The 26,206-nt window shown below is 74.3% G+C and carries 16 protein-coding genes; 7 read left to right on the forward strand and 9 right to left on the reverse strand.

Features of this window, described 5'->3' with window-relative positions; translation table 11 throughout:
• Positions 1-7: 7 nt before the first annotated feature.
• The gene (locus D3A60_RS01070) at positions 8-970 is read right to left on the reverse strand and encodes a TerC family protein (RefSeq protein ID WP_119716872.1); all 963 of its coding nucleotides are present in this window, start codon (positions 968-970) and stop codon (positions 8-10) included.
• A 333-nt stretch (positions 971-1,303) separates the two neighbouring features.
• On the opposite strand from D3A60_RS01070, the gene D3A60_RS01075 reads away from it, so the two are divergent.
• The 3 genes from D3A60_RS01075 (at position 1,304) to rmuC (ending at position 5,273) form a co-directional block, all read left to right on the forward strand.
• The gene (locus tag D3A60_RS01075) at positions 1,304-2,503 is read left to right on the forward strand and encodes a GGDEF domain-containing protein (RefSeq protein WP_119716873.1); all 1,200 of its coding nucleotides are present in this window, start codon (positions 1,304-1,306) and stop codon (positions 2,501-2,503) included.
• A gap of 64 nt (positions 2,504-2,567) precedes the next feature.
• Positions 2,568-3,740 carry a class I SAM-dependent rRNA methyltransferase gene (locus tag D3A60_RS01080; protein WP_119716874.1) on the forward strand — a complete coding sequence of 391 codons (1,173 nt, stop codon included), beginning with the start codon at positions 2,568-2,570 and terminating at the stop codon, positions 3,738-3,740.
• 108 nt (positions 3,741-3,848) lie between these two features.
• Positions 3,849-5,273: a DNA recombination protein RmuC gene (gene rmuC / locus D3A60_RS01085; protein ID WP_119716875.1), complete on the forward strand. Its 1,425-nt coding sequence runs from the start codon at positions 3,849-3,851 to the stop codon at positions 5,271-5,273.
• Between the two features lie 122 nt (positions 5,274-5,395).
• Here the strand turns inward: rmuC and D3A60_RS01090 are convergent, their stop codons facing one another.
• The 6 genes from D3A60_RS01090 to D3A60_RS01115 all read right to left on the reverse strand — a co-directional run bounded on the left by D3A60_RS01090 (position 5,396) and on the right by D3A60_RS01115 (position 9,851).
• Positions 5,396-6,478: an MlaA family lipoprotein gene (locus D3A60_RS01090; RefSeq protein WP_119717480.1), complete on the reverse strand. Its 1,083-nt coding sequence runs from the start codon at positions 6,476-6,478 to the stop codon at positions 5,396-5,398.
• Positions 6,479-6,690: 212 nt separating this feature from the next.
• Entirely contained in the window at positions 6,691-6,969 is a 279-nt protein-coding gene (locus tag D3A60_RS01095) for an STAS domain-containing protein (RefSeq protein WP_119716876.1), read from the reverse strand.
• A 1-nt stretch (position 6,970) separates the two neighbouring features.
• Positions 6,971-7,618: an MlaC/ttg2D family ABC transporter substrate-binding protein gene (locus D3A60_RS01100; protein WP_119716877.1), complete on the reverse strand. Its 648-nt coding sequence runs from the start codon at positions 7,616-7,618 to the stop codon at positions 6,971-6,973.
• A gap of 34 nt (positions 7,619-7,652) precedes the next feature.
• Positions 7,653-8,213 carry an outer membrane lipid asymmetry maintenance protein MlaD gene (gene mlaD, locus D3A60_RS01105; protein WP_119716878.1) on the reverse strand — a complete coding sequence of 187 codons (561 nt, stop codon included), beginning with the start codon at positions 8,211-8,213 and terminating at the stop codon, positions 7,653-7,655.
• A gap of 85 nt (positions 8,214-8,298) precedes the next feature.
• The gene (locus D3A60_RS01110) at positions 8,299-9,048 is read right to left on the reverse strand and encodes an MlaE family lipid ABC transporter permease subunit (RefSeq protein ID WP_119716879.1); all 750 of its coding nucleotides are present in this window, start codon (positions 9,046-9,048) and stop codon (positions 8,299-8,301) included.
• Positions 9,048-9,851, reverse strand: coding sequence for an ABC transporter ATP-binding protein (locus D3A60_RS01115; protein WP_119716880.1), 804 nt, complete (start codon positions 9,849-9,851; stop codon positions 9,048-9,050). The genes D3A60_RS01110 and D3A60_RS01115 overlap by 1 nt, the downstream gene beginning before the upstream one ends.
• 179 nt (positions 9,852-10,030) lie before the next feature.
• Between D3A60_RS01115 and recC the strand changes: the two genes are divergently transcribed.
• From recC to folE, 4 genes are all read left to right on the forward strand, one after another.
• On the forward strand, positions 10,031-13,498 hold the full coding sequence (recC, locus tag D3A60_RS01120) for an exodeoxyribonuclease V subunit gamma (protein WP_119717481.1): 3,468 nt from the start codon (positions 10,031-10,033) through the stop codon (positions 13,496-13,498).
• Positions 13,495-17,118 (forward strand): UvrD-helicase domain-containing protein, encoded by a 3,624-nt coding sequence (locus D3A60_RS01125; RefSeq protein ID WP_119716881.1) that lies wholly within the window; start codon positions 13,495-13,497, stop codon positions 17,116-17,118. Before recC ends, D3A60_RS01125 begins: the two co-directional genes overlap by 4 nt.
• The gene (recD, locus tag D3A60_RS01130) at positions 17,115-19,037 is read left to right on the forward strand and encodes an exodeoxyribonuclease V subunit alpha (protein WP_119716882.1); all 1,923 of its coding nucleotides are present in this window, start codon (positions 17,115-17,117) and stop codon (positions 19,035-19,037) included. The genes D3A60_RS01125 and recD overlap by 4 nt, the downstream gene beginning before the upstream one ends.
• 137 nt (positions 19,038-19,174) lie before the next feature.
• Positions 19,175-19,765, forward strand: coding sequence for a GTP cyclohydrolase I FolE (gene folE / locus D3A60_RS01135; protein WP_119716883.1), 591 nt, complete (start codon positions 19,175-19,177; stop codon positions 19,763-19,765).
• A 76-nt stretch (positions 19,766-19,841) separates the two neighbouring features.
• Here the strand turns inward: folE and D3A60_RS01140 are convergent, their stop codons facing one another.
• On the reverse strand, positions 19,842-21,371 hold the full coding sequence (locus tag D3A60_RS01140) for an FAD-dependent oxidoreductase (RefSeq protein ID WP_119716884.1): 1,530 nt from the start codon (positions 21,369-21,371) through the stop codon (positions 19,842-19,844).
• A gap of 157 nt (positions 21,372-21,528) precedes the next feature.
• A complete protein-coding gene (gene gltB, locus D3A60_RS01145; protein ID WP_119716885.1) occupies positions 21,529-26,010 on the reverse strand; it encodes a glutamate synthase large subunit in 4,482 nt (1,493 codons plus the stop codon).
• Between the last annotated feature and the right edge of the window lie 196 nt (positions 26,011-26,206).

A 26,206-nucleotide genomic window follows, 5' to 3' on the forward strand; every position in this document is an offset into this window, starting at 1 on the left:
CGGTGGGCTACCACGACGCCTTCTTGTCCGGGGCCGGGCGCAGCAGGCTCAGCACGACCGTCGCGCCGATGATCGTCGCGACCACCGCCAGCGACACCAGCACCGGGATCTTGACCACGTCGACGATCAGCATCTTGGTGCCGATGAACATCAGCACCAGCGCCAGCCCGTACGGCAGCAAGTGGAAGCGGTCGGCCATGCCGGCGAGCAGGAAGAACATCGCGCGCAGGCCGAGCACCGCGAACACGTTCGACGTCAGCACGATGAAGGGGTCGTCGGTGATCGCGAAGATCGCCGGGATCGAATCGACCGCGAAGATCAGGTCGGTGATGCCGACCATGACGATCACGATGAACAGCGGCGTGTACAGGCGCTTGCCGGCCTCGACCACCGACAGCTTGCCGCCGACGTAGCCGCGCGTCATCGGCACGTGCCCGGTCAGCCAGCGCAGGATCGGGTTGTTGTCGAGGTCGGGCTCCTTGCCGGCGGCCCACAGCATCTTCAGGCCGGTCAGCAGCAAGAACGCGCCGAACACGTACAGCACCCAGTGGAACTTCTGCAGCAGCAGCGCGCCGGCGAAGATCATGATCGCGCGCAGCACGATCGCGCCGACCACGCCGATGATCAGCACCTTCTGGCGCTGCTCCTCCGGCACCGCGAAGTACGTGAACAGCATCAGGAACACGAAGATGTTGTCGACCGCGAGCGACTTCTCGACCAGGTAGCCGGTCAGGTACTCGAGCGCGACGCGCTGGCCCTCGTCGGGCCCCGACTGGCCGGACACGTGCCACCACAGCCAGCCGCCGAACGCGAGCGCGAGCGCGACCCAGCCGACGCTCCACCACGCGGCTTCGCGGAACGTGACCTTGTGTGGACCGCCGTGGCGCATCAGCACCAGGTCGATGAGCAGGGCGACGACGACGAGCGAGGCGAACACGCCCCACAGCAGGGGACTGCCGATGGACTGCATGGAATGGAAACTCCCGGTTGGCGCGACGTGGCCGCGGCCCGGGGCGTCCGATGGACGCACCTTCGCCGCGGGGCGGCGAAGGTCTTGCTCGCAGTCGTGTGACTGCCGCCGGACCGGAGCGGACCCTGGCGGGTGCGCTCGAAATGACGATCGCGACGAGGTGGGAGCTACTCCCCTTCGAGGCGAAGCTTAACCCATCCGGGCCGATCCAGGCCCATGCGTCCAGGCCCATGCGCGCCGGCGGTCGGGTGGACGCGCGCATCCGGACGCCGGTCCGGGAGCGTTCACGGCCGGCCGTGCTAGCGTCCGGCGATCCCCGGGCCGGAGCCGGAAGTGACCACCGTCGGCGTGCTGTTCACCGCCTACCTGCTGCTTCTCGCGGCCATGCTGGCCGGCACCCTGGGCCTGGCCTCGCGCGGGGCCTCCCGTGGCGCGCCGGACCGCGCCACGCTGAGCTGGGCGACGGCGCTCGGGCTGCAGCTGCTGGCCTGGCTGCTGCTGGCGGCGCGCTGGCTGCTGCCGATGCCGTGGCTGGAACCGCTCGCCTGCGGCGTGCTGCTGGCCGGCTACATCGAGATGGCGCGCGCCCTGGCGATCGAAGCCGACACGCCCGTGCCCGGCCCGCTGGTGCACCTGCCGCCGCTGCTGGCGGTCATCGTCCTGGCGATCGGCCACCTGCACGGCTGGTCGATCGAGGCGCGGCTGCTGGCGTTCTGGTGCTGCGCGCTGGGGGCGATGCTGGTTGCGGTGTGGACGGTGCGCGGGCTGCGCCAGTCGCCGCGCTGGTGGCCGGAGCGGTCGATGGCGCTGATCTTCCTGCTGGCCGCGCCGCTGGTGGTGTGGCGCGCGTTCGACCAGCTCACCGCGCCCGCCGACGGCCCGGCGCTGCGCGACGGCATGAGCGCGGTGCAGGCGGTGGTGCTGGTGTACTTCGTGCAGGTGCCGGTGCTGGCGACGTTCGGCTTCCTGCACATGCAGTACCGCCGCCGCAGCGCGCAGATCCGCTACCTGGCGATGCACGACCCGCTGACCGGGCTGCCCAACCGCGAGTCGTTCCTGGCCGACGCGCACCGCGCGATGCGCGAGGCCGCGCGCCGACGCCGGGCGATGTCGGTGCTGATGCTCGACGTCGACCGCTTCAAGGACATCAACGACCGCTACGGCCACGCCGCCGGCGACGACGCGCTGCGCGGCGTCGCGGCCGCGCTGCTCGGCGCGGTGCGCAGCAGCGACGTGGCCACCCGCTACGGCGGCGACGAATTCGCGGTGCTGCTGCCAGGCGCCTCGCCGGAGGCGGCGCTCGAGATCGCCCACCGCATCGTCGAGCGGGTCGGCGCGATCGACCTCGGCGGCGCGGCGCCGGGCCTGCGCGTGACGCTGTCGGTCGGGATCGCGTCCGCGCAGCGGCCGGGCGAGCCGCTCGACGCGGTGCTGCGCCGCGCCGACCTGCGCCTGTACGAGGCCAAGGACGCCGGCCGCAACCGCGTCGTCGACGCCGCCGGCGATGCCGGGTCCGGCGCCGTTCCGGCCTGAACGCGGCACGGGTCCGACCCCGCGCGCCGCCGGGCGCCCGCATGGCGGCCGGTAGAATGGCGCGATGACTGCCGACTTCCCCCTGGTCCGCCTGCGCAACGCGTGGCGCTCGACCCACCCGTGGATTTTCCAGAAGCTCGTCGAGAAGCCCGCGCAGAAGCCGCGCCCGGGCACGATCGTCGACATCGTCGGCCCGGAGGGCGAATGGATCGGCCGCGGGTTCTACAACGGCCACTCGCGCATCGCGCTGCGGATCCTCGAGACCGACCGCGACGTGCCGGTCGACGCCGGCTGGTTCGCGCGCAAGATCGCCGCGGCGGTGTCGCTGCGTCGCGACGTGCTGCGGCTGGACGAGACCACCGACGCCTGGCGCGTCGTGCACAGCGAAGGCGACGGCCTCAGTGGCCTGGTCGTCGACCGCTACGGCGACCTGCTGGTCGTCGAGTACTTCAGCGCCGGCATGTTCCGCCACCGGGAGTGGATCTACGAGGCGCTGCGCGCGCAGTTCCCAGGCTGCCGCTTCCACGCGTTCGCCGACGAGCACGTGCAGAAGCAGGAGTCGTTCGACTTCCGCGGCTCCGAGCCGGCCGCGCCGGCGGTGATCACCGAGTACGGGGTCAGGTTCCGCGCCGACCCCGCGGGCGCGCACAAGACCGGCTTCTTCGCCGACCAGCGCGAGAACCGCGAATGGCTGTCGCGCCAGGTCGCCGGCAAGCGCGTGCTCGACCTGTGCTGCAACACCGGCGGCTTCGGCGTCTACGCGATGGCCAAGGGCGGCGCCGACGAGGTGGTCGGCATCGACATCGACGAGGACGTGCTGGCGATCGCGCGCGGCAACGCCAAGCTCAACAACGCCCAGGTCAAGTTCGTGCAGGCCGACATCTTCCCGTGGCTGCGCGACGCCGGGAACCGCGGCGACCGCTTCGACGTGGTGATCCTCGACCCGGCGAAGATGACCCGCGACCGCGAGCAGGTGATCCCGGCGCTGAAGAAGTACCTCGACATGAACAAGCTGGCGCTCGGCGTGGTCAAGCCGGGCGGCCTGCTGGCGACGTTCTCGTGCACCGGGCTGGTCAGCGAGGAGCAGTTCCTCGACATGCTGCGCCGCGCGGCGTTCTACGCCGGCCGCACCGTGCAGGTGCTGAAGGTTGCCGGCGCCGGCCCGGACCACCCGTGGCTGGCGCAGGTGCCGGAGAGCCGCTACCTGAAGGCGGTGTTCTGCCGGGTGCTGGACTGAGTCCCGGCCGATCCACGGCGGCCTGACCCGCGTGGATCGAGCGCGCGCGACTGAGCGCGCGCAGGGCCGCATCGCAGCCGCTGCGACCGGCCCGACTACACTGGCGCCATGCCCGACGCCTCCGTTCTGCTCGTCCTCCTCCTCGTCGCGACGCTGGTCGCGATCGCCCTGCTGGTGGTGCTGCTGCTGCGCCGTCCCGACGCCGCGCTCGACGCGCTGCGCGAGCGGCTGGCGGCGACGCTGCGCGACGAGCAGCGCGACGGCCGCGCCGAGCTGCGCGGCCAGCTCGACAGCCTGTCGGCCGCGCAGGCGCTGCGCATCGACGGCTTCGGCACCCAGCTGCAGGCGGTCGCCGCGCGCACCGACCAGCGCCTGGACGAATTCACCGTGCGCACCGACGCGCGGCTGGACACGCTGCGCGAGGCGCTGACCGAAGACGCGCGCAAGTCGCGCAGCGAGGGCGCGGCACTGCAGCAGCAGTTCGCCGAATCGCTCGGGCAGAAGCTGGCCGAGCTGACCCAGCGCAACGAGCAGCGCCTCGGCGAGATGCGCGCGACGCTCGAGCAGCAGCTGCAGCGGCTGCAGGCCGACAACGCCGCCAAGCTCGAACAGATGCGCGCGACCGTCGACGAGAAGCTGCACGCGACGCTGGAGACGCGCCTGACCGAGAGCTTCGGCAACGTCACCACGATGCTCGCGCAGGTGCACCAGGGCCTCGGTGACATGAACAAGCTCGCCGCCGACGTCGGCGGCCTGCAGCGCGTGCTGACCAACGTGAAGTCGCGCGGCGTGTTCGGCGAGGTCCAGCTGGCCGGCCTGCTCGAGCAGGTGTTCGCGCCGGACCAATACGCGTCGAACGTCGCCACGGTGCCCGGCAGCAGCGAGCGGGTCGAGTTCGCGGTGCGCTTCCCCGGCTCCAGCGGCGAGGCGCCGGTGTGGCTGCCGATCGACGCCAAGTTCCCGCGCGAGGACTACGAGCGGCTGCTCGACGCGCAGGAGCGCGGCGAGCCGGAGCTTGCGCGCGCCGCCGGCGACGCGCTCGAGCGCCGCGTGCGGCTGGAGGCCGCGCGCATCCGCGACAAGTACGTGGCCGCGCCGCACACCACCGAGTTCGCGATCCTGTTCCTGCCGACCGAGGGGCTGTACGCCGAGGTGCTGCGCCGGCCGGGCCTGGTCGACGCGCTGCAGCGCGACGCGCGCATCGCCGTCGCCGGGCCGACCACGCTGCTGGCGCTGATGACCAGCTTCCAGATGGGTTTCCGCACGCTGGCGATCCAGGAGCGTTCGAGCGAGGTCTGGCGCACGCTCGGTGCGGTCAAGACCGAGTTCGCGAAGTTCGGCACCGTGCTCGACGGGGTCAAGAAGAAGCTCGACGAGGCCAGCGCCAAGATCGACCAGACCAAGACCCGCACGAACGTGCTGACGCGCCGCCTGCGTGACGTCGAGGCGCTTCCGTCCGAACAGAGCCAGCGGCTGCTCGGCATCGACGCGGTGGCGGATGGCGACGCCGAGCCGGACGGCGACGACGACTAGGCGTCCGGCGCCCGTAGCGGCGCGCGAAGACGCGCGCGGTCATCGCTTAATCGCTGCCGCGGCCGCAGCGCACGGCGGGCCTTTTTCATCGAGGCGGCGATCATGTCGCCGCGCGAAGGACGTCAGCCGCCGCCGCCGAGGTCCTGCGGCAGCACCGGCATCGCGTCGACCGGCACCTGCGGGTTGCTGTCGTCGCGCAGGTACTCCGGCAGCTGGTCGTCGTCGGCGCGCATGCGGTCGCCGAAGATCTGGTAGTCGCGGCGCTGGGTCCACGCGTCGCGGACCAGCGTGTAGTCGTCCTCGGCGCCCTCGCGCAGGCTGTCGGTGCTGAGCAACTGCGCGCGCACGTCGACCAGCTGCAGGCCCTGCACCGGAATGCGGATCTTGTCGGCGTCGACCTGGCGCAGCGGGCTCAGCGGCGCGTCGGCGACCAGGCCGAACGAGTCGCGCACGGTGCGCGGGCCGAACAGCGGCAGCTCGACATAGCGCGAGCGCTTCCAGCCCCACACGCCCAGTGTCTGGCCGAAGTCCTCGCTGCGGTTCGGCAGCTGCGCGTCGCTGGCCGGGTCGAACACGCCGGCGATGCCGAGCGTCGAGTTCAGCGCGAAGCGGCCGAGCGACTGCGCGGCCTGCTTCGGCTTGCCCTGCAGCAGCGCGTTGACCGCCGACACCGGCTGGCCGAGGTTGTTGAAGAAGTTGCTGACGCCCAGCCGCACGGGGCGCGGCACGACCTTGACGTAGCCGCGCGCGAGCGGCCGCGCGACGCCACGGTCGATCGCGTTGTTGAAGCGGTGCATCGAGCGGTTGTAGCGCTCCCACGGGTCGTAGGTGCCCGGCACGTTCGCCGGCGACGGCAGCGACGGGTCGGCGACCGGGTCGTAGTCCTGGCCGCTGCCGTACAGCGCGTTGAAGTCGCGCTCGGCGTCGGTCGGTCCGGTCGGTTCGGTCGCGGCGCCCGCGTCTGCGGCGTCCGGCTCGCCGGGCGTGGGCTCCGCGTGGGCCGGGTCGGCTGTCTTGGCTCGCGTCGCGTCGGGCGCCGATGGCTGCGGCTCGGCAGGCTCGGGCGCCGGCAGCGGGTCGAAGGCGTCCGGTGCGGGCTCGCTGGCCGGCGGCGGTGCAGGATCGACCGGCGCCGCCGGTGCACCGTCCTCGACCGCCTTCACGCAGGCGCGGATGGCGGCCTCGTTGCGGCCGGCGGCGGCCATGCAGCGGTCGAACTCGACGCGCTGCGCGGCCGACATCGGCCGGGTCACGATCTGGGCGGTCGCGACCAGCGGCAGGGCCAGCAGCGCAAGGGCGAGGGCGGGGGCGTGGGGGCGCATGGTCGCAGTCTACGGGCCGGGGCTGGGCCGGGGCCACGCAACGCGTGGACCGGTGCGTGTCGGAAAGCGCGGGGAGCGATGGTGCGGAGCGCGGCTCAGGCCGCGAACGCGAGGGCCTCGTCGAGCCGGTACGCGGCGCGCAGTTCGGACAGTCCGGGCGGCGATCCGACCACGGCCGCGCGCGGCAGGCGCGCACGCAGCTCGACCAGCAGCGCCAGGCCGGCGCTGTCGACCGCCTCGACGGCGGTCAGGTCCAGCCGCGCGGTGTCCGCCGGTACGGCCTGCAGCTGCGGCCACAGACGCGCGACGGCGGCACGGTCGAGCGTGCCGCCGAACACCAGTGCATCGCCGTCCTGGCGCACGCTCGCGTCCATGTCAGTTGGCGCTGGCCTGCAGCTTGCCGGCGCGGATGTCGGCGGCGACCTGCGGGATCGACTTCTGCTTCAGCGGGGCGTCGAACTGGTTGCGGAACGTCTGCACGAAGCTGACGCCCTCGACCATCACGTCGAACACCTTCCACTGGCTGCCGCTCTTGCGCATCAGGTAGTCGACCGGGATCGGCTCGCCGCCCTGGCGCAGGAACTCGCTCGACACCTTGACGATCGCGCCGTTGCGCAGCGGGGTCTCGGACTTCACCCGCACCTTGAGGCGCGTGTTGAAGTCGAGCAGCGACGAGCCATAGCGCTGCATCAGGCTGTCGGTCAGCGCGTCGGCGAACAGCTTGACGTCGGCGTCGGCCGCGCCGCGGCCGTGCGCGCCCAGCACCAGCCGGGCCGCGTAGTCGCGGTCGAACATCGCGTTGAACTCGCCGCTGATGAATTGGCGCAGCTTCGACCGGTCCTTGGTGAACTCGGCGCGACGCGTTTCCAGCGTGGTCAGGATGCGGGTGCTGTTGTTGAGCACCAGCTGGCTCGGCGTCGCGGCGGCGGCCGTCGCGGCGGGGGCGGCCTGCGCCAGCACCGCGGCGGGCGCGGCGGCGAGCAGGGCGGCGCTGATCAGTACGGTCAGGGCGGAACGCTTCATTCGGGGGGTCTCGTCCGTGGGGGGAGGCGGGCGATTACTCGCCCTGCAGGTACGCGGGGGTGCCGTCGTCGGAGGCCGGGGCCTCGCTGTCCGGATCGGTCCCCTCGGCTGCGGCGCCAGTGTCGCCGGCCTTCTCGCCACCGCCGCTGAACATGTATTTGCCGACCAGCTGGATCAGGTCGACCGCCGGCTGGGTCAGCACCAGCTCGTCGCCCGGCTTCAGCGTGTCCGGGTCGCCGCCCGGGGCCAGGTTGATGTAGCTCTCGCCGAGCAGGCCGCTGGTCAGGATGCTGGCCGCGGTGTCGGCCGGCAGGGCGTCGTAGCGGCGGTTGATGTCGAGGGTCACGACCGAGTCGAACTTGACCGGGTCGAGCTCGATCCTGCCGACCTGTCCGATCGCCACGCCGCCGATCTTGACCGGGGCGTTGGGGCGAAGTGCGCCGATCGTGGCGAAACGTGCGGTGATCGGGTACGTATCGCCGCCGAAACCCCACTTGCCGTTGGTGGAGGCGAAGGCCAGCACCAGCAGCGAGGCCAGCGACAGCAGCAGGAACGCGCCGACGGCGAATTCGATACGGGGAGCGCGGATGCTCATGGCGGTGTCTTCCTGGATCTCGGTGCCCGGCGGATGCCGGAGCGGACGCCGGCGCGGGGTGCGCCGTCGCCGGGGGTGAAAGGGACTACTGGAACAGCAGCGCGGACATCACGAAGTTGAACATCAGCACCAGCAGCGAGGCGTTGACCACCGCGCGGGTGGTGGCGACCGAGGTGCCCTCGATCGTCGGCTCGGCATGGAAACCGACGTAGGCCGCGACCAGCGCCGCGGTCGCGCCGAACACCGCCGACTTCAGCAGGGCCACGCTGAAGTCGTCGATGAAGTCGACGTTGTCCTTCAGCCCCGGCCAGAAGTAGCCCGGGTCCAGGCCGATCACGTGCACGGCCTCTAGGTAGCTGGCGCTGATCGCGAAGCTGCAGAACAGCCCGGTCAGCAGCGGCACGCTCAGCACCGCGGCCCAGAAGCGCGGCGCGACCGCCTTGCCGACCGGGTCGATCGCCATCAGCCCGAGCGCGGTGATCTGGTCGGTGGCGCGCATCAGGCCGAGCTCGGCGGCGATCGAGCTGCCGGCGCGGCCGATGAACAGCAGCGCGGTCAGCACCGGACCGAGTTCGCGGTACAGCGACAGGCCGAGCAGGGTCGACAGCGAGTTGCTGGCGCCGAACGTCGCCAGCGTGCGGTAGCCCTGGAGTGTCAGCACCAGGCCGACGAACGCGCCGCCGACGGCAATGATCGGCAGCGAGCGCGCGCCGATCTTGTAGATCTCGCGGGTCAGCTCGCGGAAGAAGTCGGCGGTCGGCTTCGACGCGCGCAGCACGGCCAGCGTGAACAGGCCGGCGCGGCCGAGCGAGCGGGTGGCGGCGACGAACGGCATCAGGGCGCTCCGGCGACGGCGGCGTCCGCGCCGCGCGGGGCGGCGTCGAACGCGATGGGCCCGTCCGGCGCGCCGGTCAGGAACTGGCGGACGAACGGGTCGGACGTGCCCTCGAGCTGCGCCGGGGTGCCGGAGAACACGATGCCGCCGTTGGCCAGCACGATCGCGTGGTCGGCGATCGGCAGGGTCTCGTGCACGTGGTGAGTCACGACGATGCTGGTGAGTCCAAGCGTGTCGTTGAGCCGGCGCACCAGGCTCATCACCACGCCGCTGGCGATCGGGTCGAGGCCGGTCAGCGGCTCGTCGTAGATCATCAGCGGCGGGTCCAGCGCCAGCGCGCGGGCCAGGGCGACGCGCCGCGCCATGCCGCCGGACAGCTCGCGCGGGTAGGCGTCGGCGGCGGCGCGCAGGCCGACCGCGTGCAGCTTCATCAGCACCAGCTGGCGCAGCACCGCGTCGGGCAGCCGGGTGTGCGTGCGCAAGGGCAGCGCGACGTTCTCGGCGACGGTCAGGTCGGTCAGCAGGCCGTTGCCCTGCAGCATCACGCCGATGCCCTTGCGCAGCTCGAGCAGCGCGCGGCCGGCGCGCGGCACCGGCTGGCCGAGGACCTCGACGGTGCCGGCCGACGGTTCGAGCTCGCCGGTCAGCGCCGACAGCAGCGTCGACTTGCCGCAGCCGGACGGGCCGAGCACGGCGACCACCGCGCCGCGCGGCACGTCGAGGTCGATGCCGCGCAGCACGGCGCGGCCGCCGCGCTCGAGGCGCAGGCCGGACAGGCGGACGATGGGCGGGGCGTTGGTCATGGGCTCTCGGATGCCCACGCGCGCGGGCGAACAGCAGGCAAAAACGCGCGCGCAGCTTCGCGTACGGGGGCTGAACGGGGGGTGTCGCGCGGCCATTGTCGCAGGTCGTGCGCGGCACCGTCCGCGCGCGGCGGCGCGCCGTCTCGCGCAATGCGACGCGCGTCCGGCACCATGGCCGCATGCCCGCCGCCCCCGACCGACCGCCGACCGCCCCCGGGCAGCGCGGCGGTGCAGTCGGCGCCGAAGGTGCGATCGACGACGGCGCCGGCGCGACCGATTTCCGCCTGTACCACTCGAACTCGCTCGAGGTGCTCGCCGGCCTGCTCGCCGCCGAGCTGCGCGCGCCGGCGCCGGGACAGCCGCTGCTGGCGCCCGACACCGTGCTGATCCCGCAGGTCGCGATGCGCCGCTGGCTGCAGGCCACGCTGGCGGCGCAGTACGGGATCGCCGCGAACCTCGAGTTCCTGACCCCCGGCGAGTTCGTCGCGCGCGCGCTGCAGGCGAACGTGCCGGGCGACGGCGATGACCTCGACGCCCCGGCGCTGCGCTGGCGGCTGTACGCGGCGCTGACCGACGACGCCGTGCTGCGCGCGCCGGCGATGGCCGCGCTTCGCGGCTACCTGTCCGACCGCGACCCGGTCAAGCCGTGGGCGCTGGCCGGCGAGCTCGGCGGCGTCTACGAGAAGTACCAGGCGTGGCGCCGCGACTGGCTGCTGCGCTGGGAGGCCGGCGCCGACCCCGACGACCCGCAGGCGCGGCTGTGGCGGCACGTCGCCGGCGGCCGCGCGCACCGCGCACGGCGGATCCAGGACTATCTCGACCGCTTCGGTGGTGACGGCTCTGCGCGGCCGCGCGGGCTGCCGGCGCGGCTGTTCGCGTTCGCCACCCTCAACGTGTCGCCCGACGTGCTGCGCGTGCTGGCCACGCAGGCGCGGGTCGGCACGCTGCACCTGTACGTGCCGTCGCCGAGCCGCGATTACTGGGGCGACCTGCAGCGCGTGCGCGCCGCCGGCGCCGACGCCGTCACGAGCGAGAACCCGCTGCTGCAGGACTGGGGCGCGGCCGGGCGCGACTTCATGGCGGTGCTCGGCGGCTACGAGGTCGTGCATCCGGACCTGGAACTGCGCGCCGACGCCGACCCCGGCGACGGCGGCGGCGCGCTGCTCGGCAGCCTGCTGCGGCGGCTGCAGTCGGACCTGTTCCAGCGCCGCCCCCCGCCGCCCCTCGCGCCGACCGGCGACGACCCGCGCACGCGCCTGCCGGCGGTGCGACGCGACGACCCGAGCCTGCAGGTCCACGCCTGCCACACCCGGCTGCGCGAGCTGCAGGTGCTCCATGACCAGCTGCGCGCGCTGTTCGACGACCCACGCTTCGACCCGCCGCTGCAGCCGCGCGAGGTCGCGGTGCTGGCGCCGGACATCGACCCGTACCTGCCGTATTTCGACGCGGTGTTCGGCAGCCGCGGGCGCGACGACGCGATTCCGTACGCGCTCGCCGACGCCAGCCCGCTGGCCGGAGAGCCGCTGGCCGAGGTGTTCCTGCGCCTGCTGGCGCTGCCGGTCGCGCGCTTCGGGCTGGACGAAACGCTGGACCTGCTCGCCAGCCCGCCGCTGGCCGAGGCCGCGGGCCTCGACGCCGAGGCGTTCGCGCGGCTGCACGCGTGGCTGCACGCCGCCGGCGCGCGCTGGGGGCTGGACGCCGCGCACCGCGCCCGTCTGGATGCGCCCGCCGACGACGCCTACACCTGGGCGTTCGCGCTCGACCGGCTGCTGCTCGGCCACGCCAGCGGCAGCGACGCGCCGATCGCGACCGCCGCCGGCGACGTGGTCGCGCCGCTGCCGGAGCTCGAAGGCCGCGCGCTCGACGCGCTCGACACGCTGGTGCGGCTGCTGCGCGTGCTCGCCCGCCACGCGACCACGCTCGGCGATGCGCTGCCGCCGGAGGCGTGGCGCACGCGCCTGGTCGGCCTGCTCGACCAGCTGCTGCCGCGGCCGCCGTCGGCGCCGGCGACGCAGCGCGCGCTCGACCGCCTGCGCCAGCTGATCGACGCGTTCGCCGCCGACGCGCGCCGCGCGGGCTTCGACGCGCCGGTGCCGGCCGAGGCGGTGCGCGCGCACTTCGCCGCCGCGCTCGCCGAGGCCGACACGCGCGCGCCACTGCTGACCGGCGGCGTCAGCGTCGGCCGCATGGTGCCGATGCGGCTGCTGCCGTTCCGCGCAATCTGCCTGCTCGGCATGGACGACGGCGAGTTCCCGCGCCGCGATCCGTCGGCCGGGCTCAACCGGCTGACCGCCGAGCTCGGCGGCGATGCGCGCCGCCCTGGCGACCGCTCGACCCGCGACGACGACCGCTTCCTGTTCCTGCAGCTGTTCGCCGCGGCGCAGGACGTGTTCTACGTCAGCTACCGCGGCGTCGACCCGCGCGACGGCAGCGTGCGCGCGCCGTCGGTGCTGGTGACCGAACTGCTCGCCGCCGCGGCCGACCAGCACGCGCCCTGCGCCGACGCGGCGCGCGCGCTGGTCGTGCACCACCCGCTGCAGCCGTTTGCGCCGGCCGCGTTCGGCGCCGGCGACGAGCCGCGCCGGTTCTCGTACCGGCAGGCGTGGTGGCCGGCGGCGGCGCAGCGTGCGCAGCGCCGCGTGCCGCTGCCGGCGTGGTTCGACGGCGACGCGCTCGCCCCGGTCGACACCGATGTCGACGCCGCGCTGCCGCTCGACGCGCTGCGCCGTTTCCTGCAGGCGCCGGCCGACGCGTTCCTGCGCCAGCGGCTCGGGCTGCGGCTGGCCGAGGTCGACGGCGATGACGGCGACGCCGACGTCGAGCCGCTGCTGGCACCCGCACGCGGGCTGGCGAAGCAGGCGCTGCAGCGCGCGGTGTTCGACGCGTGCCTGCGCGGCGACGACGATGCGGCCACCCACGCGCTGCTGCGCGCGCGCGGCCTGCTGCCGTCGGGCCCGCTCGGCCGGCGCACGCTCGAGCAGGTGCGCGCCGACGTCGATGCGTACGCGCAGGCGTTCGGCGCGTGGCGCGGCGATGCGCTGGCCGACGCGCCGCGGCGCGAGGTCGACCTCGACGGCGTCGTACTGCACGGGCGCGTGGCCGACGTGTACCCGCACGGCATTGCCCGCATCCGCTTCGACGTGCCGAACGGTCCGTCGGCGATCCGCAACGGCCTCGACTGGCTGTTCGCCAGCGCGGCCGGCCTCGGCGCGCCGCTGGTCGAGTTCCACGACGGCGGCGACGCCGGGGTCGGGCCGCACGTGCGCGCGCCGCTCGCGGCGGACGCGGCGCGCGCGCTGCTGAAGCGGCTCGTCGCGCTGCGCGCGCGCGGCCTGCGCGAGCCGCTGCCGTTCGCGCCGTACGCCGGCTGGGCGCTGTACTCGGCCCCGTCGCTCGACAGGGGCTTCGACGCGGCCGCGAAGAAATGGCGCGGCAGCGAGCGCAGCTGGAGCGAAGGCGACGGCGAGGCGCTGCGGCTGGCGCTGCGCGGCCGCGACCCGTTCAACGACGCCGCGGCCCAGGTCGCGTTCGTCGACCTGGCGATGACGATCTACGGCGCACTCGTCGCCGGCACCGACTACGCCGGCACCGACGCCGCCGCGCTGCGCGCGATCGCCGCCGGCCTCGACGTCGAGGACGCGGAATGAACGACGCCGTCGCGCGCGACCCGTACCTCGCGCTGCCGCTCGACGGCGTGCGCGCGATCGAGGCATCGGCCGGCACCGGCAAGACGTTCACGCTGGCGACGCTGGTCGTGCGGCTGGTGGTCGAGCGCGGGCTGCGCATCGGCCAGATCCTCGCGGTGACGTTCACCGAGGCGGCGACGCAGGAGCTGCGCAGCCGCATCCGCGCGAGGCTGGTGATGGCCGCCGCGCTCGTCGGCACCGACGCGACGGACGTGGACGGACCGGAAGCCGCGCTGACCCGCGCGGTGCTCGACGCGCACCTGGCGCGCGGCACGGAGAACGCCGATGCCCTGCGCCGGCGCCTGCACGAGGCCGCGCGCGACGTCGACCTGGCCGCGATATTCACCATCCACGGCTTCTGCGCGCGCGTGCTGCGCGACCACGCGCTCGAGGCGGGACAGGGCTTCGACGCGCCCGAGCTGATGGCCGACGACGCGGCGCTGCGCGAGGCGATCGCCGCCGACCTGTGGCGATCGCACGGCGTGGACGCCGGCGCCGCCGACGACCTGCTCGCGCTGTGGAAAGGCGGCCCGCCGGCGCTGGGCGCCGACCTGTCGCCGCTGGTGCGCGAGCGCGCGCTGCGTCCGGCGCTGGCCGAGGTGCCCGACGACCCCGGCCCGCGCCTGCACGCCGCCGGCGCCGCGCTCGCCGATGCGCTGCGCGCGCACGGCGACGGCTTCCGCGCGTCGCTGCTGGCGGCGGTCGAGTCGAAGGTGCTGCACGGCGGCAGCTACCGCGCCGACTGGATTGCCGCGCTGTTCGACGCGCTGAAAGCGTGGTGCGACGCCGGCGACCCGCGCGTGCCGTTCGAGCACGCGAAGCTCGAGAACCTGACTCGCGCCACGCTGCAGCTGCGCACCAGCAAGTCCGGCGCCGGCCGAACGCCCGAATCGCCGGTGTGCGACGCGGTGCCGGCGTACCTCGACGCGCTGGCCGCGATGGCCGAGTGGCAGGACGCGCGCCGCGTCGGCCTGCTGCACCGCCTGCGCGACGACGCCCGCGTGCGCATCGCGACGTTCAAGCGGCAGCAGCGCGTGCAGACCTACGACGACCTGATCGACCGCGTCGCCGACGCGATCGACGGGCCGCACGGCGACGCCCTCGTCGCGCGGCTGCGCGCGCAGTACGCGGTCGCGCTGGTCGACGAGTTCCAGGACACCGACGCGCGCCAGTGGCGGATCTTCGAGCGCGCGTTCGGCGCCGGCAGCGGCGCGCCGGGGCTGTTCGTGATCGGCGACCCGAAGCAGGCGATCTACGGCTTCCGCGGCGGCGACGTCGAAACCTACCTGGCCGCGCGCGCGACCGCCGACGAGGCCCCGCCGCTGGCCGCGAACTTCCGCTCCCGCCCCGCCGTGCTGCGCGCGATCGCCGCGCTGTACGCGCAGGCGGAGTCCAACGGCAGGGCGCCGTTCGTCGACCCGCGCATCGCCTTCCGCGAAGTCCAACCCGGCGGCACCCGCGGCGACGACGACCACCTCCGCGACGGCGCCCCCGCGCCCGCGCTGACCCTGTGGCAGGCCCCGGCGCCACCGCCGGACGAGCGCGGCAAGGTCAAGCCGTACAGCGCCGCGCGTTCGCGTGAGCTGGCGACGCAGGCCTGCGTCGCGGCGATCCACCGCGTGCTGCTCGACGCGCGCGCGAGCCTGGCCACGATCGGCGGCCGACCGGTGCAGCCCGGCGACATCGCAGTGCTGGTGCGGTCGCACAGCGAAGCCACCCGCATCCGCACCGCGCTGGCGCTGGTCGGCATTCCGGCGGTCGCGGCCGGCAAGCAGAGCCTGTTCGCCACCGGCGAGGCGCGCGACGTGCACGCGCTGCTGCTCGCGCTGCTGCACGGCGCCGACGACGGCCGCCTGCGCGCGGCGCTGGCAACGGTGCTGGTCGGCGTCGACGCCCGTGGGATCGCCGCGCTCGACGCCGACGGCGACGCGCTGCGCCACTGGCAGCTCGCCGCGCTCGGCTGGCGCGAGCGCCTGCAGCGCGGCGGGCCGCTCGCGCTGGTCACCGGGCTGTGCGCCGAACACGCCGAACGCCTGCTCGGCCTGCTCGACGGCGAGCGCCGCCTGACCAACTACCTGCAGCTGGCCGAGCTGCTGCAGGAGGCGCAGGCGCAGGCGCTCGGCCTGCACGGGCTGGTCGACTGGCTGGCGCGCGCGATCGCGTCGGCGAGTGCCGACGACGACCGCCAGCTGCTGCGCCTCGAATCCGATGCGCGAAGGGTGCAGGTGGTCACGCTGCACAAGAGCAAGGGGCTCGAGTACCCGCTGGTGTTCCTCCCGTTCGCCGGCATCGTCGGCAAGCCGCCGACGCCGGGCCATCGCGTCACCGTGGCCGGCGACGACGGCCGCGCGCTGCACTGGAAACTGCTGCCGTCGGTGTCCGGCTGGGAGGACGCGAAGCAGCGCTGGATCACGGCGCAGCAGGCCGAGGATGCGCGCCTGCTGTACGTCGGCCTGACCCGCGCGCGCGACGCGCTGTGGCTGGCCGGTGGCGCGTTCTGCGGCCACGACAAGTCGGCGATCGCCGGCATGATCGCGGACCCGTCGGCGCTGGCCGACGCGCTCGGCGGCGACGTGCGCATCGACGACAGCGTGCCGCCGGCGACGCTGCCGTGGCTGCCGCCCGAGCGCGAGGACGCGGTGCCGGCCGCGCGCGTGGCGACCCGCGCGATCGCAAGCGACTGGTGGGTGTACAGCTTCACCCAGCTGGCCAACGCCGACGGCCACGGCGACGCGACGAGCGCGGCGACGCAGCCGGCGCCCGGCGGCCACGACGAGCCGGGCGCGACGCCCGACGGTGAGGACCCGGGTTCGGCCGGCGATGCGTTCGACCCGCGCTTCGCCGGCGCGCGCTTCGGCGTGGTGCTGCACGACGTGCTCGAGCGCGTCGACTTCGCCGGGTGGGCGCGCTGGCGGCCCGGCGACGTGGCGCCGGCAGCCGATGCCGACGTGATCGTCGAGCGCCTGCGCGCGGCCGGCTACGCGGGCGCGGACGTCGACGACGGCGCCGCGGCGCTGACGCCGCTGGTCGGACAGACGCTGACCGTGGCCCTGCCCGAAGGCGTTCGGCTGGCCGACGTGCCGTCCGACGCGCGGCGCGCGGAGATCGAGTTCCAGTTCGCGCTCGCGCCGACCCGGGTCGACGCGCTGCTCGCGCTGCTGCACCGCCACGGCCTGCTGGCCGCGCGCCAAGGCTTCGGTGCGCGGCGCCGGCTCGAGGGGCTGATGACCGGCCTGATCGACCTGACCTACGTGCACGACGGCCGCTGGTACGTGCTCGACTACAAGTCCAACCGCCTGCCCGGCTACGCGCCCGCGCAGCTGGCCGAGGCGATGGCCCACAGCGAGTACGAGCTGCAGGCCCTGATCTACACGCTGGCGCTGCACCGCTGGCTGCGCTTCCGCCTCGGCGACGGGTACGACTACGCGCGCGACTTCGGCGGCGCGCGCTACCTGTTCTGCCGCGGGCTCGACGCGACCCGCGCCGACGCGCCGGGCGTGCACGCGTGGCGCTTCGACCCCGGGCTGGTGCACGCGCTCGACGCGCTGTTCGCCGGCCGTAGCGCGGAGGCCGCGGCATGAGCGTGCTGCAGGCCCTCGTCGAGGCCGGCGCGCTGCGCACGCTCGACCAGGCGCTGGCGCGTACGCTGCGCCGGCTCGACCCGCAGACGCCCGACAGCGTGCTCGCCGCCGCGGCGCTGGCGTCGCTGGCGGTGTCCGCCGGCCACGCCGGCTTCGATCCGGCCGACCCGCGCGTGCTCGTCGACGCGCCGATCGACTGGCCGGACGCGGCGGAATGGCGGGCCGCGCTCGAGGCGTCGCGCTGGGTCGCGCGGCCGATTGCCGGCGACGACGCCTCGGCCGCCGACGCGCCGCTGGTGCTCGAGCGCGGCCTGCTGTACCTGCGCCGCTACCGCGAGTACGAGCGCCGGCTCGCGCTCGGGCTGCGACGCATCGGCGCGCAGGCGCCGAAAGAAAGCGTGTCCGGCGCGCAGGCGCCGAAGGAAGACGTGCCCGGCGCGGCCGACGCGCTGCCGGCGCTCGCGCCGCTGTTCGCGCGGCTGTTCCCCGACGCCGGGAGCGGCGACCGCCAGGCGCGCGCCGCCGCGGTCGCGCTGCGCCACGCGCTGGTGCTCGTCTCCGGCGGCCCCGGCACCGGCAAGACCACGACGGTCACGCGCCTGCTGGTGCTGCTGGTCGCGCAGGCGCGGCTGGCCGGCCGGCCGGCGCCGCGCATCGCGCTGGCCGCGCCGACGGGGCGCGCCGCCGAGCGCATGGCCGAGAGCGTGCGCTCGGCGAGCCAGGCGCTGCTGGATGCGGGCATCGACGCGGCCGACGTTGCCGCGCTGCCGGCCAGCGGCACCACGCTGCACCGGCTGCTCGGCACCATTCCCGACGCGCCGCGCTTCCGCCACGACGCCGAGAACCCGCTGCCGTTCGACGTCGTCGTCGTCGACGAAGCGTCGATGATCGACCTGCCGCTGATGGCCAAGCTGGTCGAGGCGGTGGCGGACGGCGCGCGGCTGCTGCTGCTCGGCGACCCGGACCAGCTGCCGTCGGTGGAGGCCGGCGACGTGCTCAGCGGCGTGCTGCGCGCCGCCGGCGATGGCGGCGCAATCGTGGTCGACGATGCCGTCGCGCTGCAGCCGCTGCTCGGCCCCCCCGGCGCCGACGCGCTGCCGCGCGCGCCGGCGTTTGCCGGCCGCCACGTGCACCTGACCCGCGGCTACCGGCAAAGCGCCGCGCTGCAGCTCGCGCCGCTCGCCGCCGCGGTCCGCGACGGCGACGCCGACGCCGCGCTGGCGCTGCTGCGCGGCGGCGCGCTGGGCGGCGTGCAGTTCCACGACGGGCTCGCCGACCCGCTGCAGGCGCGGCGCGACGCGCTGATCGCGCACTGGTCGGCGCTGGCCGACGCCGACGACCCGGCGCGGGCGCTGGCGCTGGCCGGCCGGTTGCGGGTGCTGACCGCGGTGCGCGACGGCCCGCAGGGCGCGCGTGGGCTCAACGCCCGCATCGAGGCGCTGCTGTCGGCGCGCGCCCAGTCCGCGGCGGCCGGCGTGGCGTCGCGTCGTGCGGCCGCAGGCGAGCGCTACTTCCACGGGCGGCTGCTGCTGGTCACCGAGAACAGCTACCGCCATCGCCTGTTCAACGGCGACATCGGCGTGTGCCTGCAGGACGACGACGGCGCGGTCGCCGCGTGGTTCCCGGGCACCGACGCCGCCGCGCCGCGCGCCTTCCACCCCGCGGCGCTGCCGGCGCACGACAGCGCGTTCGCGATGACGGTGCACAAGGCGCAGGGTTCGGAGTTCGACCGCGTGTGGCTGCAGCTGCCCCGGCAGGACGCGCGCGTGCTGTCGCGCGAGCTGGTCTACACCGCGATCACCCGCGCGCGCGCCGAGCTGCACGTCTGCGCGTCCGAGCCGGTGCTGCGCGCGGCGCTGGCCCGCCATGCCGGCCGCGTATCGGGGCTGGCGTGGCGGCTGCGCACGCCGATCGACTGACCGCCGGCTTGAACGCGCCCGCCGCGGTGCCCACCTTGGTGGAACGCGGCGTCGCGCCGGTCGTGCATCCCCGCGCCGCGCGCGGGCGTAAGGATCGATTGCAGTAGCATGCCCCTCCCCACCGAGACCCCGCCGCCATGGCCGACTCCACCAAGCCCTCCCGCGAACAGGCCGAAGCCGCGGTCCGCACCCTGCTGGCGTGGGCCGGCGACGATCCGACGCGCGAAGGCCTGCTCGACACGCCCAAGCGCGTGGTCAAGGCCTACACCGAATGGTTCGGCGGCTACGCGGTCGACCCGGGCGAGTACCTGCAGCGCACGTTCCAGGAGGTCGAGGGCTACGACGAGATGATCGTGCTGCGCGACATCGAGTTCGAGAGCCACTGCGAGCACCACCTCGCGCCGATCATCGGCAAGGCGCACGTGGGCTACCTGCCCAATGGCAAGGTCGTCGGCATCAGCAAGCTCGCGCGCGTCGTCGACACCTACGCCAAGCGCCTGCAGGTGCAGGAGAAGATGACCGCGCAGATCGCGCAGGTGATCCAGGAGGTGCTGCAGCCACGCGGCGTCGGCGTGGTGATCGAAGGCGCGCACGAGTGCATGACCACCCGCGGCGTGCACAAGCGCGGGGTCAGCATGATCACGTCGAAGATGCTCGGCACGTTCCGCGACGACGCGCGCACCCGCGCCGAGTTCCTGCGCTTCATCGACGTCGGCCCCGGCCGCTGATGCTGTAGCGCGCGGCCAGCGCCGCGACGCCGTTCGACCCGACGCCCGGCCCCACGTGGAGCCGGGCGTCGTCGCGTCAGGCCGCCGCGCTGGCGCCCGCGACCGCGCGCGCCGGCAGCGTCGCGAGGTAGCGGCCGATCCCCACGGCCGCCTCGCGCCCCTCGAACGCCGCGGTGACGACCAGGTCGGCGCCGCGCACGCAGTCGCCGCCGGCGAACAGCCGCGGGTGCGCCGTCTGGAACGGGAACGCGCCGCGCGCGCCGGACGTGGCGATCCGCCCGGCGTCGTCGAGCGCGACCCCGTGCGCGGCCAGCCACGCCGGCGGATCCGGCTGGAACCCGAACGCGATGATCACCACGTCCGCGTCGAGCACCGCCTCGCTGCCCGGCACCACCTCGGCGAGCCGGCGGCCGCGCGCGTCCGGTGCCCCCAGCACCGTCTGCGCGACGCGCACGCCGCGCACCGCTGCGTCATCGGCCGCGCCGTCGCCGAGCAGCGCCAGTGGCTGGCGGTTGAACAGGAACTGCACCCCTTCCTCGCGCGCGTTGGCGACCTCACGCGCGGAACCGGGCATGTTCGCCTCGTCGCGCCGGTACACGCACTGCACGCTGCGCGCGCCCAGCCGCACCGCGCTGCGCACGCAGTCCATGCCGGTGTCGCCGCCGCCGAGCACGACCACGCGGCGGCCGCGCAGGTCGGGCAGCTCGATGCGGTCCTCCCAGCCGGCGATCGGCCGGCCGGCCGGGTCCGCGCCGGTCACCACGCGGCCGTTCTGCACGAGGAACGGCAGCGCCGGCAGCACGTTCGCCAGCTCCTGGCCGGGCAGGCCGCCGTCGGTGTAGCGGGTCGCGCCGGTGGCGAGGAACACCGCGTCGAAGTCGTCGAGCAGCGCGTCGAGCGTGACGTCGCGGCCCACTTCCACGCCGAGACGGAACTCCACCCCCATGCCCTCGAGCACCTCGCGGCGCAGCGCGACGACGCCCTTGTCGAGCTTGAAGCCGGGGATGCCGAACTGCAGCAGGCCGCCGGCCTGCTCGTAGCGGTCGAACACCACCGCGTCGATGCCGGCGCGCGCGAGGCGGTCGGCGCACGACAGGCCCGCCGGCCCGGCGCCGACCACCGCGACGCGGCGGCCGGTGCGCGGCGCATGCGCGAGCGACGGGCGCCAGCCCTCGGCCAGCGCGCGATCGACGATGTACTTCTCGACCGCGCCGATCGTGACCGCGCCGAAGCCGTCGTCGAGGGTGCAGCTGCCCTCGCACAGCCGGTCCTGCGGGCACACGCGGCCGCAGATCTCCGGCAGCGGGTTGGTTTCGTGGCACAGCTCGGCGGCCTCGACGACGCGGCCCTCGCGCGCCAGCTCCAGCCAGCGCGGGATCGCGTTGTGCAGCGGGCACTTCCAGCTGCAGTACGGGTTGCCGCAGTCGAGGCAGCGGCCGGCCTGCTCCTTCGCCTCGGCCTCGCCGAAGCGGCCGTAGAGCTCGCCGAAGTCGCCGTCGAGGCGCAGCTGCAGCGGGATCCGCGCCGGCATCGCGCGCGGCGCGTCGCGGAAGAGAAAAGGCTGCTTGAAAGCGCCATCGCGCCGTGGATCGGTCTTCCGGCTCATGCGCTACTCTCTCCGCAGCTGCGCGCGCGCGGGGCAGCAACAGCCCCGTTCGCAAGGGGGCGCGCCACAGGCGCGGGGATGGAGAGCGCACGGCGGGGCCCGCGGTCGGCGACGCCGACCGTGGGGGTGTTCGTGCGCAGCAGGAAGAACGCAGCCCTCATGCGGCCCTCTTCAGCGTGTCGGCCAGCGACTCCAGGCTCGCCGCCTTGGGCTTCACCAGCCAGAACTTGCCGAGGTAGTCGCGCAGGTCGCTGAGCACGCGCAGCGCCCAGCGGCTGCCGGTCAGCGCGATGTGGGTCTCGAGCAGGCCGCGCAGGTGCGCGCGGTGGTGGTCGAAGCCGTCGCCGCCGATGCGCAGGATGTCGACCAGCTCGTGGTTGTAGCGGTCGACGAAATCGCGGTCGAGGTCGAGCACGTAGGCCATGCCGCCGGTGAAGCCGGCGCCGAAGTTCAGCCCGGTGCGGCCGAGCACGACCACCGCGCCGCCGGTCATGTACTCGCAGCAGTGGTCGCCGGCGCCTTCGATCACCGCGGTCGCGCCGGAGTTGCGCACTGCGAAGCGCTCGCCGGCGCGGCCGGCCGCGTACAGCGCGCCGCCGGTGGCGCCGTACAGGCAGGTGTTGCCGAGGATCGGCGACTCGTGCGGCACCCAGCCGGCGCCGGTCGGCGGGCGGATCACGATGCGGCCGCCGGCCATGCCCTTGCCGACGTAGTCGTTGGCCTCGCCCTCGAGTTCGAAGTGCAGCCCGCCGGCCTGGAACGCACCGAAGCTCTGCCCAGCGCTGCCGCGGAAGCGCACGTGCAGCGGCGACTCGGCCATGCCGTGGTTGCCGTGCGCGCGCGCGATGCGGCCGGACAGGCGCGCGCCGATGCTGCGGTCGGTGTTGCGGATCGGGTAGTCGAACACGCCGCCGGCGCGCTGCGCGATCGCGTCGGCGAGGTCGCGCTCGAGCGTCGCGGCCAGCCCGTCGGCCGCGGCGCGCGGCACCGGCGCGCCGCAGTGGCCGCCGTGCGCGAGGCCGTCGTGGGCGAGCAGCGGCGCCAGGTCGAGGTGGCGTCCGCGCGCGGTGTCGCCGGGCAGCTGCTCAAGCAGGTCGACGCGGCCGACGACCTCGCCGAGCGTGTGCGCGCCGAGCTGCGCCAGCCAATGCCGCACCTCCTCGGCGAGCAGGCGGAAAAAGTTCTCGACGCGCTCGGGCAGGCCGGTGAAGTGGTCGCGGCGCAGGCGCTCGTCCTGCGTCGCCACGCCGGTCGCGCAGTTGTTGAGGTGGCAGATGCGCAGGTACTTGCAGCCCAGCGCGATCATCGGCGCGGTGCCGAAGCCGAAGCTTTCCGCGCCGAGCAGCGCGGCCTTGACCACGTCGAGCCCGCTCTTGAGTCCGCCGTCGGTCTGCAGGATCACCCGTTCGCGCAGGCCGTTGCCGAGCAGCGCCTGGCGTGCCTCGCTCAGGCCCAGCTCCCACGGCGTGCCGGCGTAGCGGATCGAGCTGATCGGGCTGGCGCCGGTGCCGCCGTCGTGGCCGGACACGGTGATCAGGTCGGCGCCGGCCTTGGCCACGCCGGCGGCGATCGTGCCCACGCCGGCGTGCGAGACCAGCTTCACCGACACCAGCGCGTCGGGGTTGACCTGCCTGAGGTCGAAGATCAGCTGGGCGAGGTCCTCGATCGAATAGATGTCGTGGTGCGGCGGCGGCGAGATCAGGCCGATGCCGGGCCGCGCGTGGCGCAGCCGCGCGATCGTCGCGTCGACCTTGTGGCCGGGCAGCTGGCCGCCTTCGCCGGGCTTGGCGCCCTGGGCGACCTTGATCTGCAGCACCTCGGCATTGACCAGGTACTCCGGCGTCACGCCGAAGCGGCCGGACGCGATCTGCTTGATCTTCGACACCTTCGCGGTGCCGTAGCGCGCCGGGTCCTCGCCGCCCTCGCCGGAGTTGCTGCGGCCGCCGAGCCGGTTCATCGCGATGGCCAGCGCTTCGTGCGCCTCCGGCGACAGTGCGCCCAGGCTCATCGCCGCCGAATCGAAGCGGCGAACGATGTCCGCCACCGGCTCCACCGCGTCCACGTCGATGGCCGGGCCGGCGGGTCGGAGTTGAAGCCAGTCCCGCAGCGTCGACGGCGGGCGCTCGTTGACCGTCGTCGCATACGCCTGCCAGTCGGCCCAGTCGCCGCTGCGCACCGCCTGCTGCAGGCGAACCACCACGTCCGGGTTGAACAGGTGGTACTCGCCGTCGGGCGTGTAGCGCAGCAGCCCGCCGATCTCCGGCAGCGCGTTGCCGTCCCATGCCAGCCGCGCCAGGTGCGCGGCGTCGGCCTGCAGCGCGGCGAAGCCGGCGCCGCCGATGCGCGCGGCCGCGCCGGCGAAGCACAGGTCGACGACCTCGCGGTCGAGCCCGATGATTTCGAACAGCTGCGCGCCGCGGTAGCTGCCGATCGTGCTGATGCCCATCTTCGAGATGATCTTCAGCAGGCCCTTCTTGATCCCGCGCCGGTAGCTGCGGCCGATCTCGGTGACTTCGCCGTGCAGGGTCTTCAGGATCCCGCGCGTGCCCAGGTCGTGCAGCGTCTGGTACGCCAGGTACGGGTACACCGCGGTGGCGCCGAAGCCGATCAGGCAGGCGAAGTGGTGCGGGTCGCGCGCGGTGCCGGTCTCGACGATCAGGTTGCTCTCGCAGCGCAGCCCGGTGCGCACCAGGTGCTGGTGCACCGCGCCGGTCGCGAGCAGCGCGTGCGCCATCAGCCGGTCGCGCTGCGGCCGGCGGTCGGACAGGATCAGCAGCACGTGGCCGGCGCGCGCGGCGGCCTCGGCCTCGGCGCAGATCCGGCGCAGCGCGGCCTCGAGGCCTTCGTCCGGCGCGTAGTTCAGGTCGAGGTAGCGGTGCGCGCCGTCGAACGGGGCCATCGCGAGCAGCTGTTTGACCTTGCGCTGCGACAGCACCGGCGAGTTCAGCAGCACGTGGTTGGCGTTGCCGGGCCCGTCGGCGAACACGTTGCCCTCGCGGCCGATCTGGGTCGCCAGCGACATCACGCAGTCCTCGCGCAGCGGGTCGATCGGCGGGTTGGTGACCTGCGCGAACGCCTGGCGGAAGCCGTCGTACAGCGGCCGCACCTGCTGGCTCAGCACCGACACCGGAAGGTCGTCGCCCATCGAGCCGGTCGCCTCCTGCTCGGTCTCGGCCAGCGGCCGCAGCACCTGCTCGACCTCTTCGCGGGTCAGCTGGAACAGCTTCTGGAAGCCCGCGAGCGTCTCGCGCTCGAACGGGTCGGCGGTCAGGCTCGGGTCGATCAGCTCGGTCTGCAGGTAGGTCGTGCCCTGCTTGAGCCAGCGCTTGTACGGCGCGCGCTTGCGGTTGATCGCGTCGATCGCCTCGCTGTCGAGCAGCTCGCCGGCCGACAGGTCGACCGCGATCATCTCGCCCGGACCGAGCTTGCCCTTGGCCTCGATCTCGTCCGGCGGCAGCTCCCACACGCCGGCCTCCGACGCGATCAGGAAGTGGCGGTCGCGGGTGCGCAGCCAGCGAGCCGGGCGCAGGCCGTTGCGGTCGAGCGTGCACGCGGCGAAGCGACCGTCGAGGGTGACGATGCCGGCGGGGCCGTCCCACGGCTCGCAGTTCAGCGCGTAGTACTCGTAGAACGCGGCGAGGTCGGCGTCGCGGTACTCCAGCGACTGGGTCGCCGGCGGGATCAGGATCCGCATCGCCTTCAGCAGGTCCATGCCGCCGGCCAGCAGCACGCCGAGCATGTCGTCGAGGCTCTGCGAGTCGGAGCCGTCGACGGTGATCACCGGGTCGAACTCGCGCAGGTCGAGAGCCGGCGTGTGCCAGGCATGCGCGCGCGCCTGCGCCCACACGCGGTTGCCGGCGATCGTGTTGATCTCGCCGTTGTGCGCCAACAGCCGGAACGGCTGCGCGAGCGGCCAGCGCGGCGCGGAGTTGGTCGAGAAGCGCTGGTGGAACACGACCGCGCTGGTGGTGAGGTCGTCGCGCCGCAGGTCCGGGAACAGCTGCACCAGCCGGTCCGGCAGCACCATGCCCTTGTAGCCGAGCGTGGTCGCCGACAGCGACACGACGTAGAAGTCGGCCAGGTTGCGCAGCGCCTGCTCGGCCCGCCGGCGCGCGAGGAACAGCGCGCGCTCGAAGCCGGTCGCGTCGGCGCCGCCGGCAGCCGGTACCACGAACACCTGTTCGATCCGCGGCATCGAGTCGCGCGCGCGCTCACCGCACGCGCTCGCGTCGACCGGCACCGCGCGCCAGCCGGCAACGTCGACCTGCTCGCGTGCCAGCTGCGCGGCCAGCGTCTCGCGCGCGCGGCGCGCGCCGGCGTCGTCGTGCGGCAGGAACACCAGCCCGGCGGCGAACGTGCGCGGCAGCGGCAGGCCCGCCTCGGCCGCGAGCCGGCGCAGGAACGCGTCCGGCTGGCGCAGCAGCAGGCCGCAGCCGTCCCCGGTCAGGCCGTCGGCGGCGACGCCGCCGCGGTGGGTCATGCGCACCAGCGCCTCGATCGCGCGGTCGACGATCGCCCGGCTGGGCTGGTCGTCGAGCTGGGCGATCAGTCCGAACCCGCAGGCGTCGTGCTCGTCGCGCGGGTCCCACAGCGGGGCCGGCGGCGGGGACGGGGACGGGCGGGGCGGCGCTGCGGGCATCGCGGGGGTCCTCGACGGCGGGGTCGGGCTCCCGGGCGGGCGCGGGAGCGCGGCGCGCAGGACCCCCCGCCGGCCCGGCCGCACCGGGCGGCGCGGGGGCAGGCGATCGGTCCAAGCGTGGCCCGACTAGAGCACAATTTGTGCGCTGCGGCAAACCGGTAAACCGTTGAAAATGAAACGGTTTCCGCTGTAACCG

The organism is Cognatilysobacter tabacisoli, from assembly GCF_003586305.1.
Lineage (GTDB): Bacteria > Pseudomonadota > Gammaproteobacteria > Xanthomonadales > Xanthomonadaceae > Cognatilysobacter_A > Cognatilysobacter_A tabacisoli.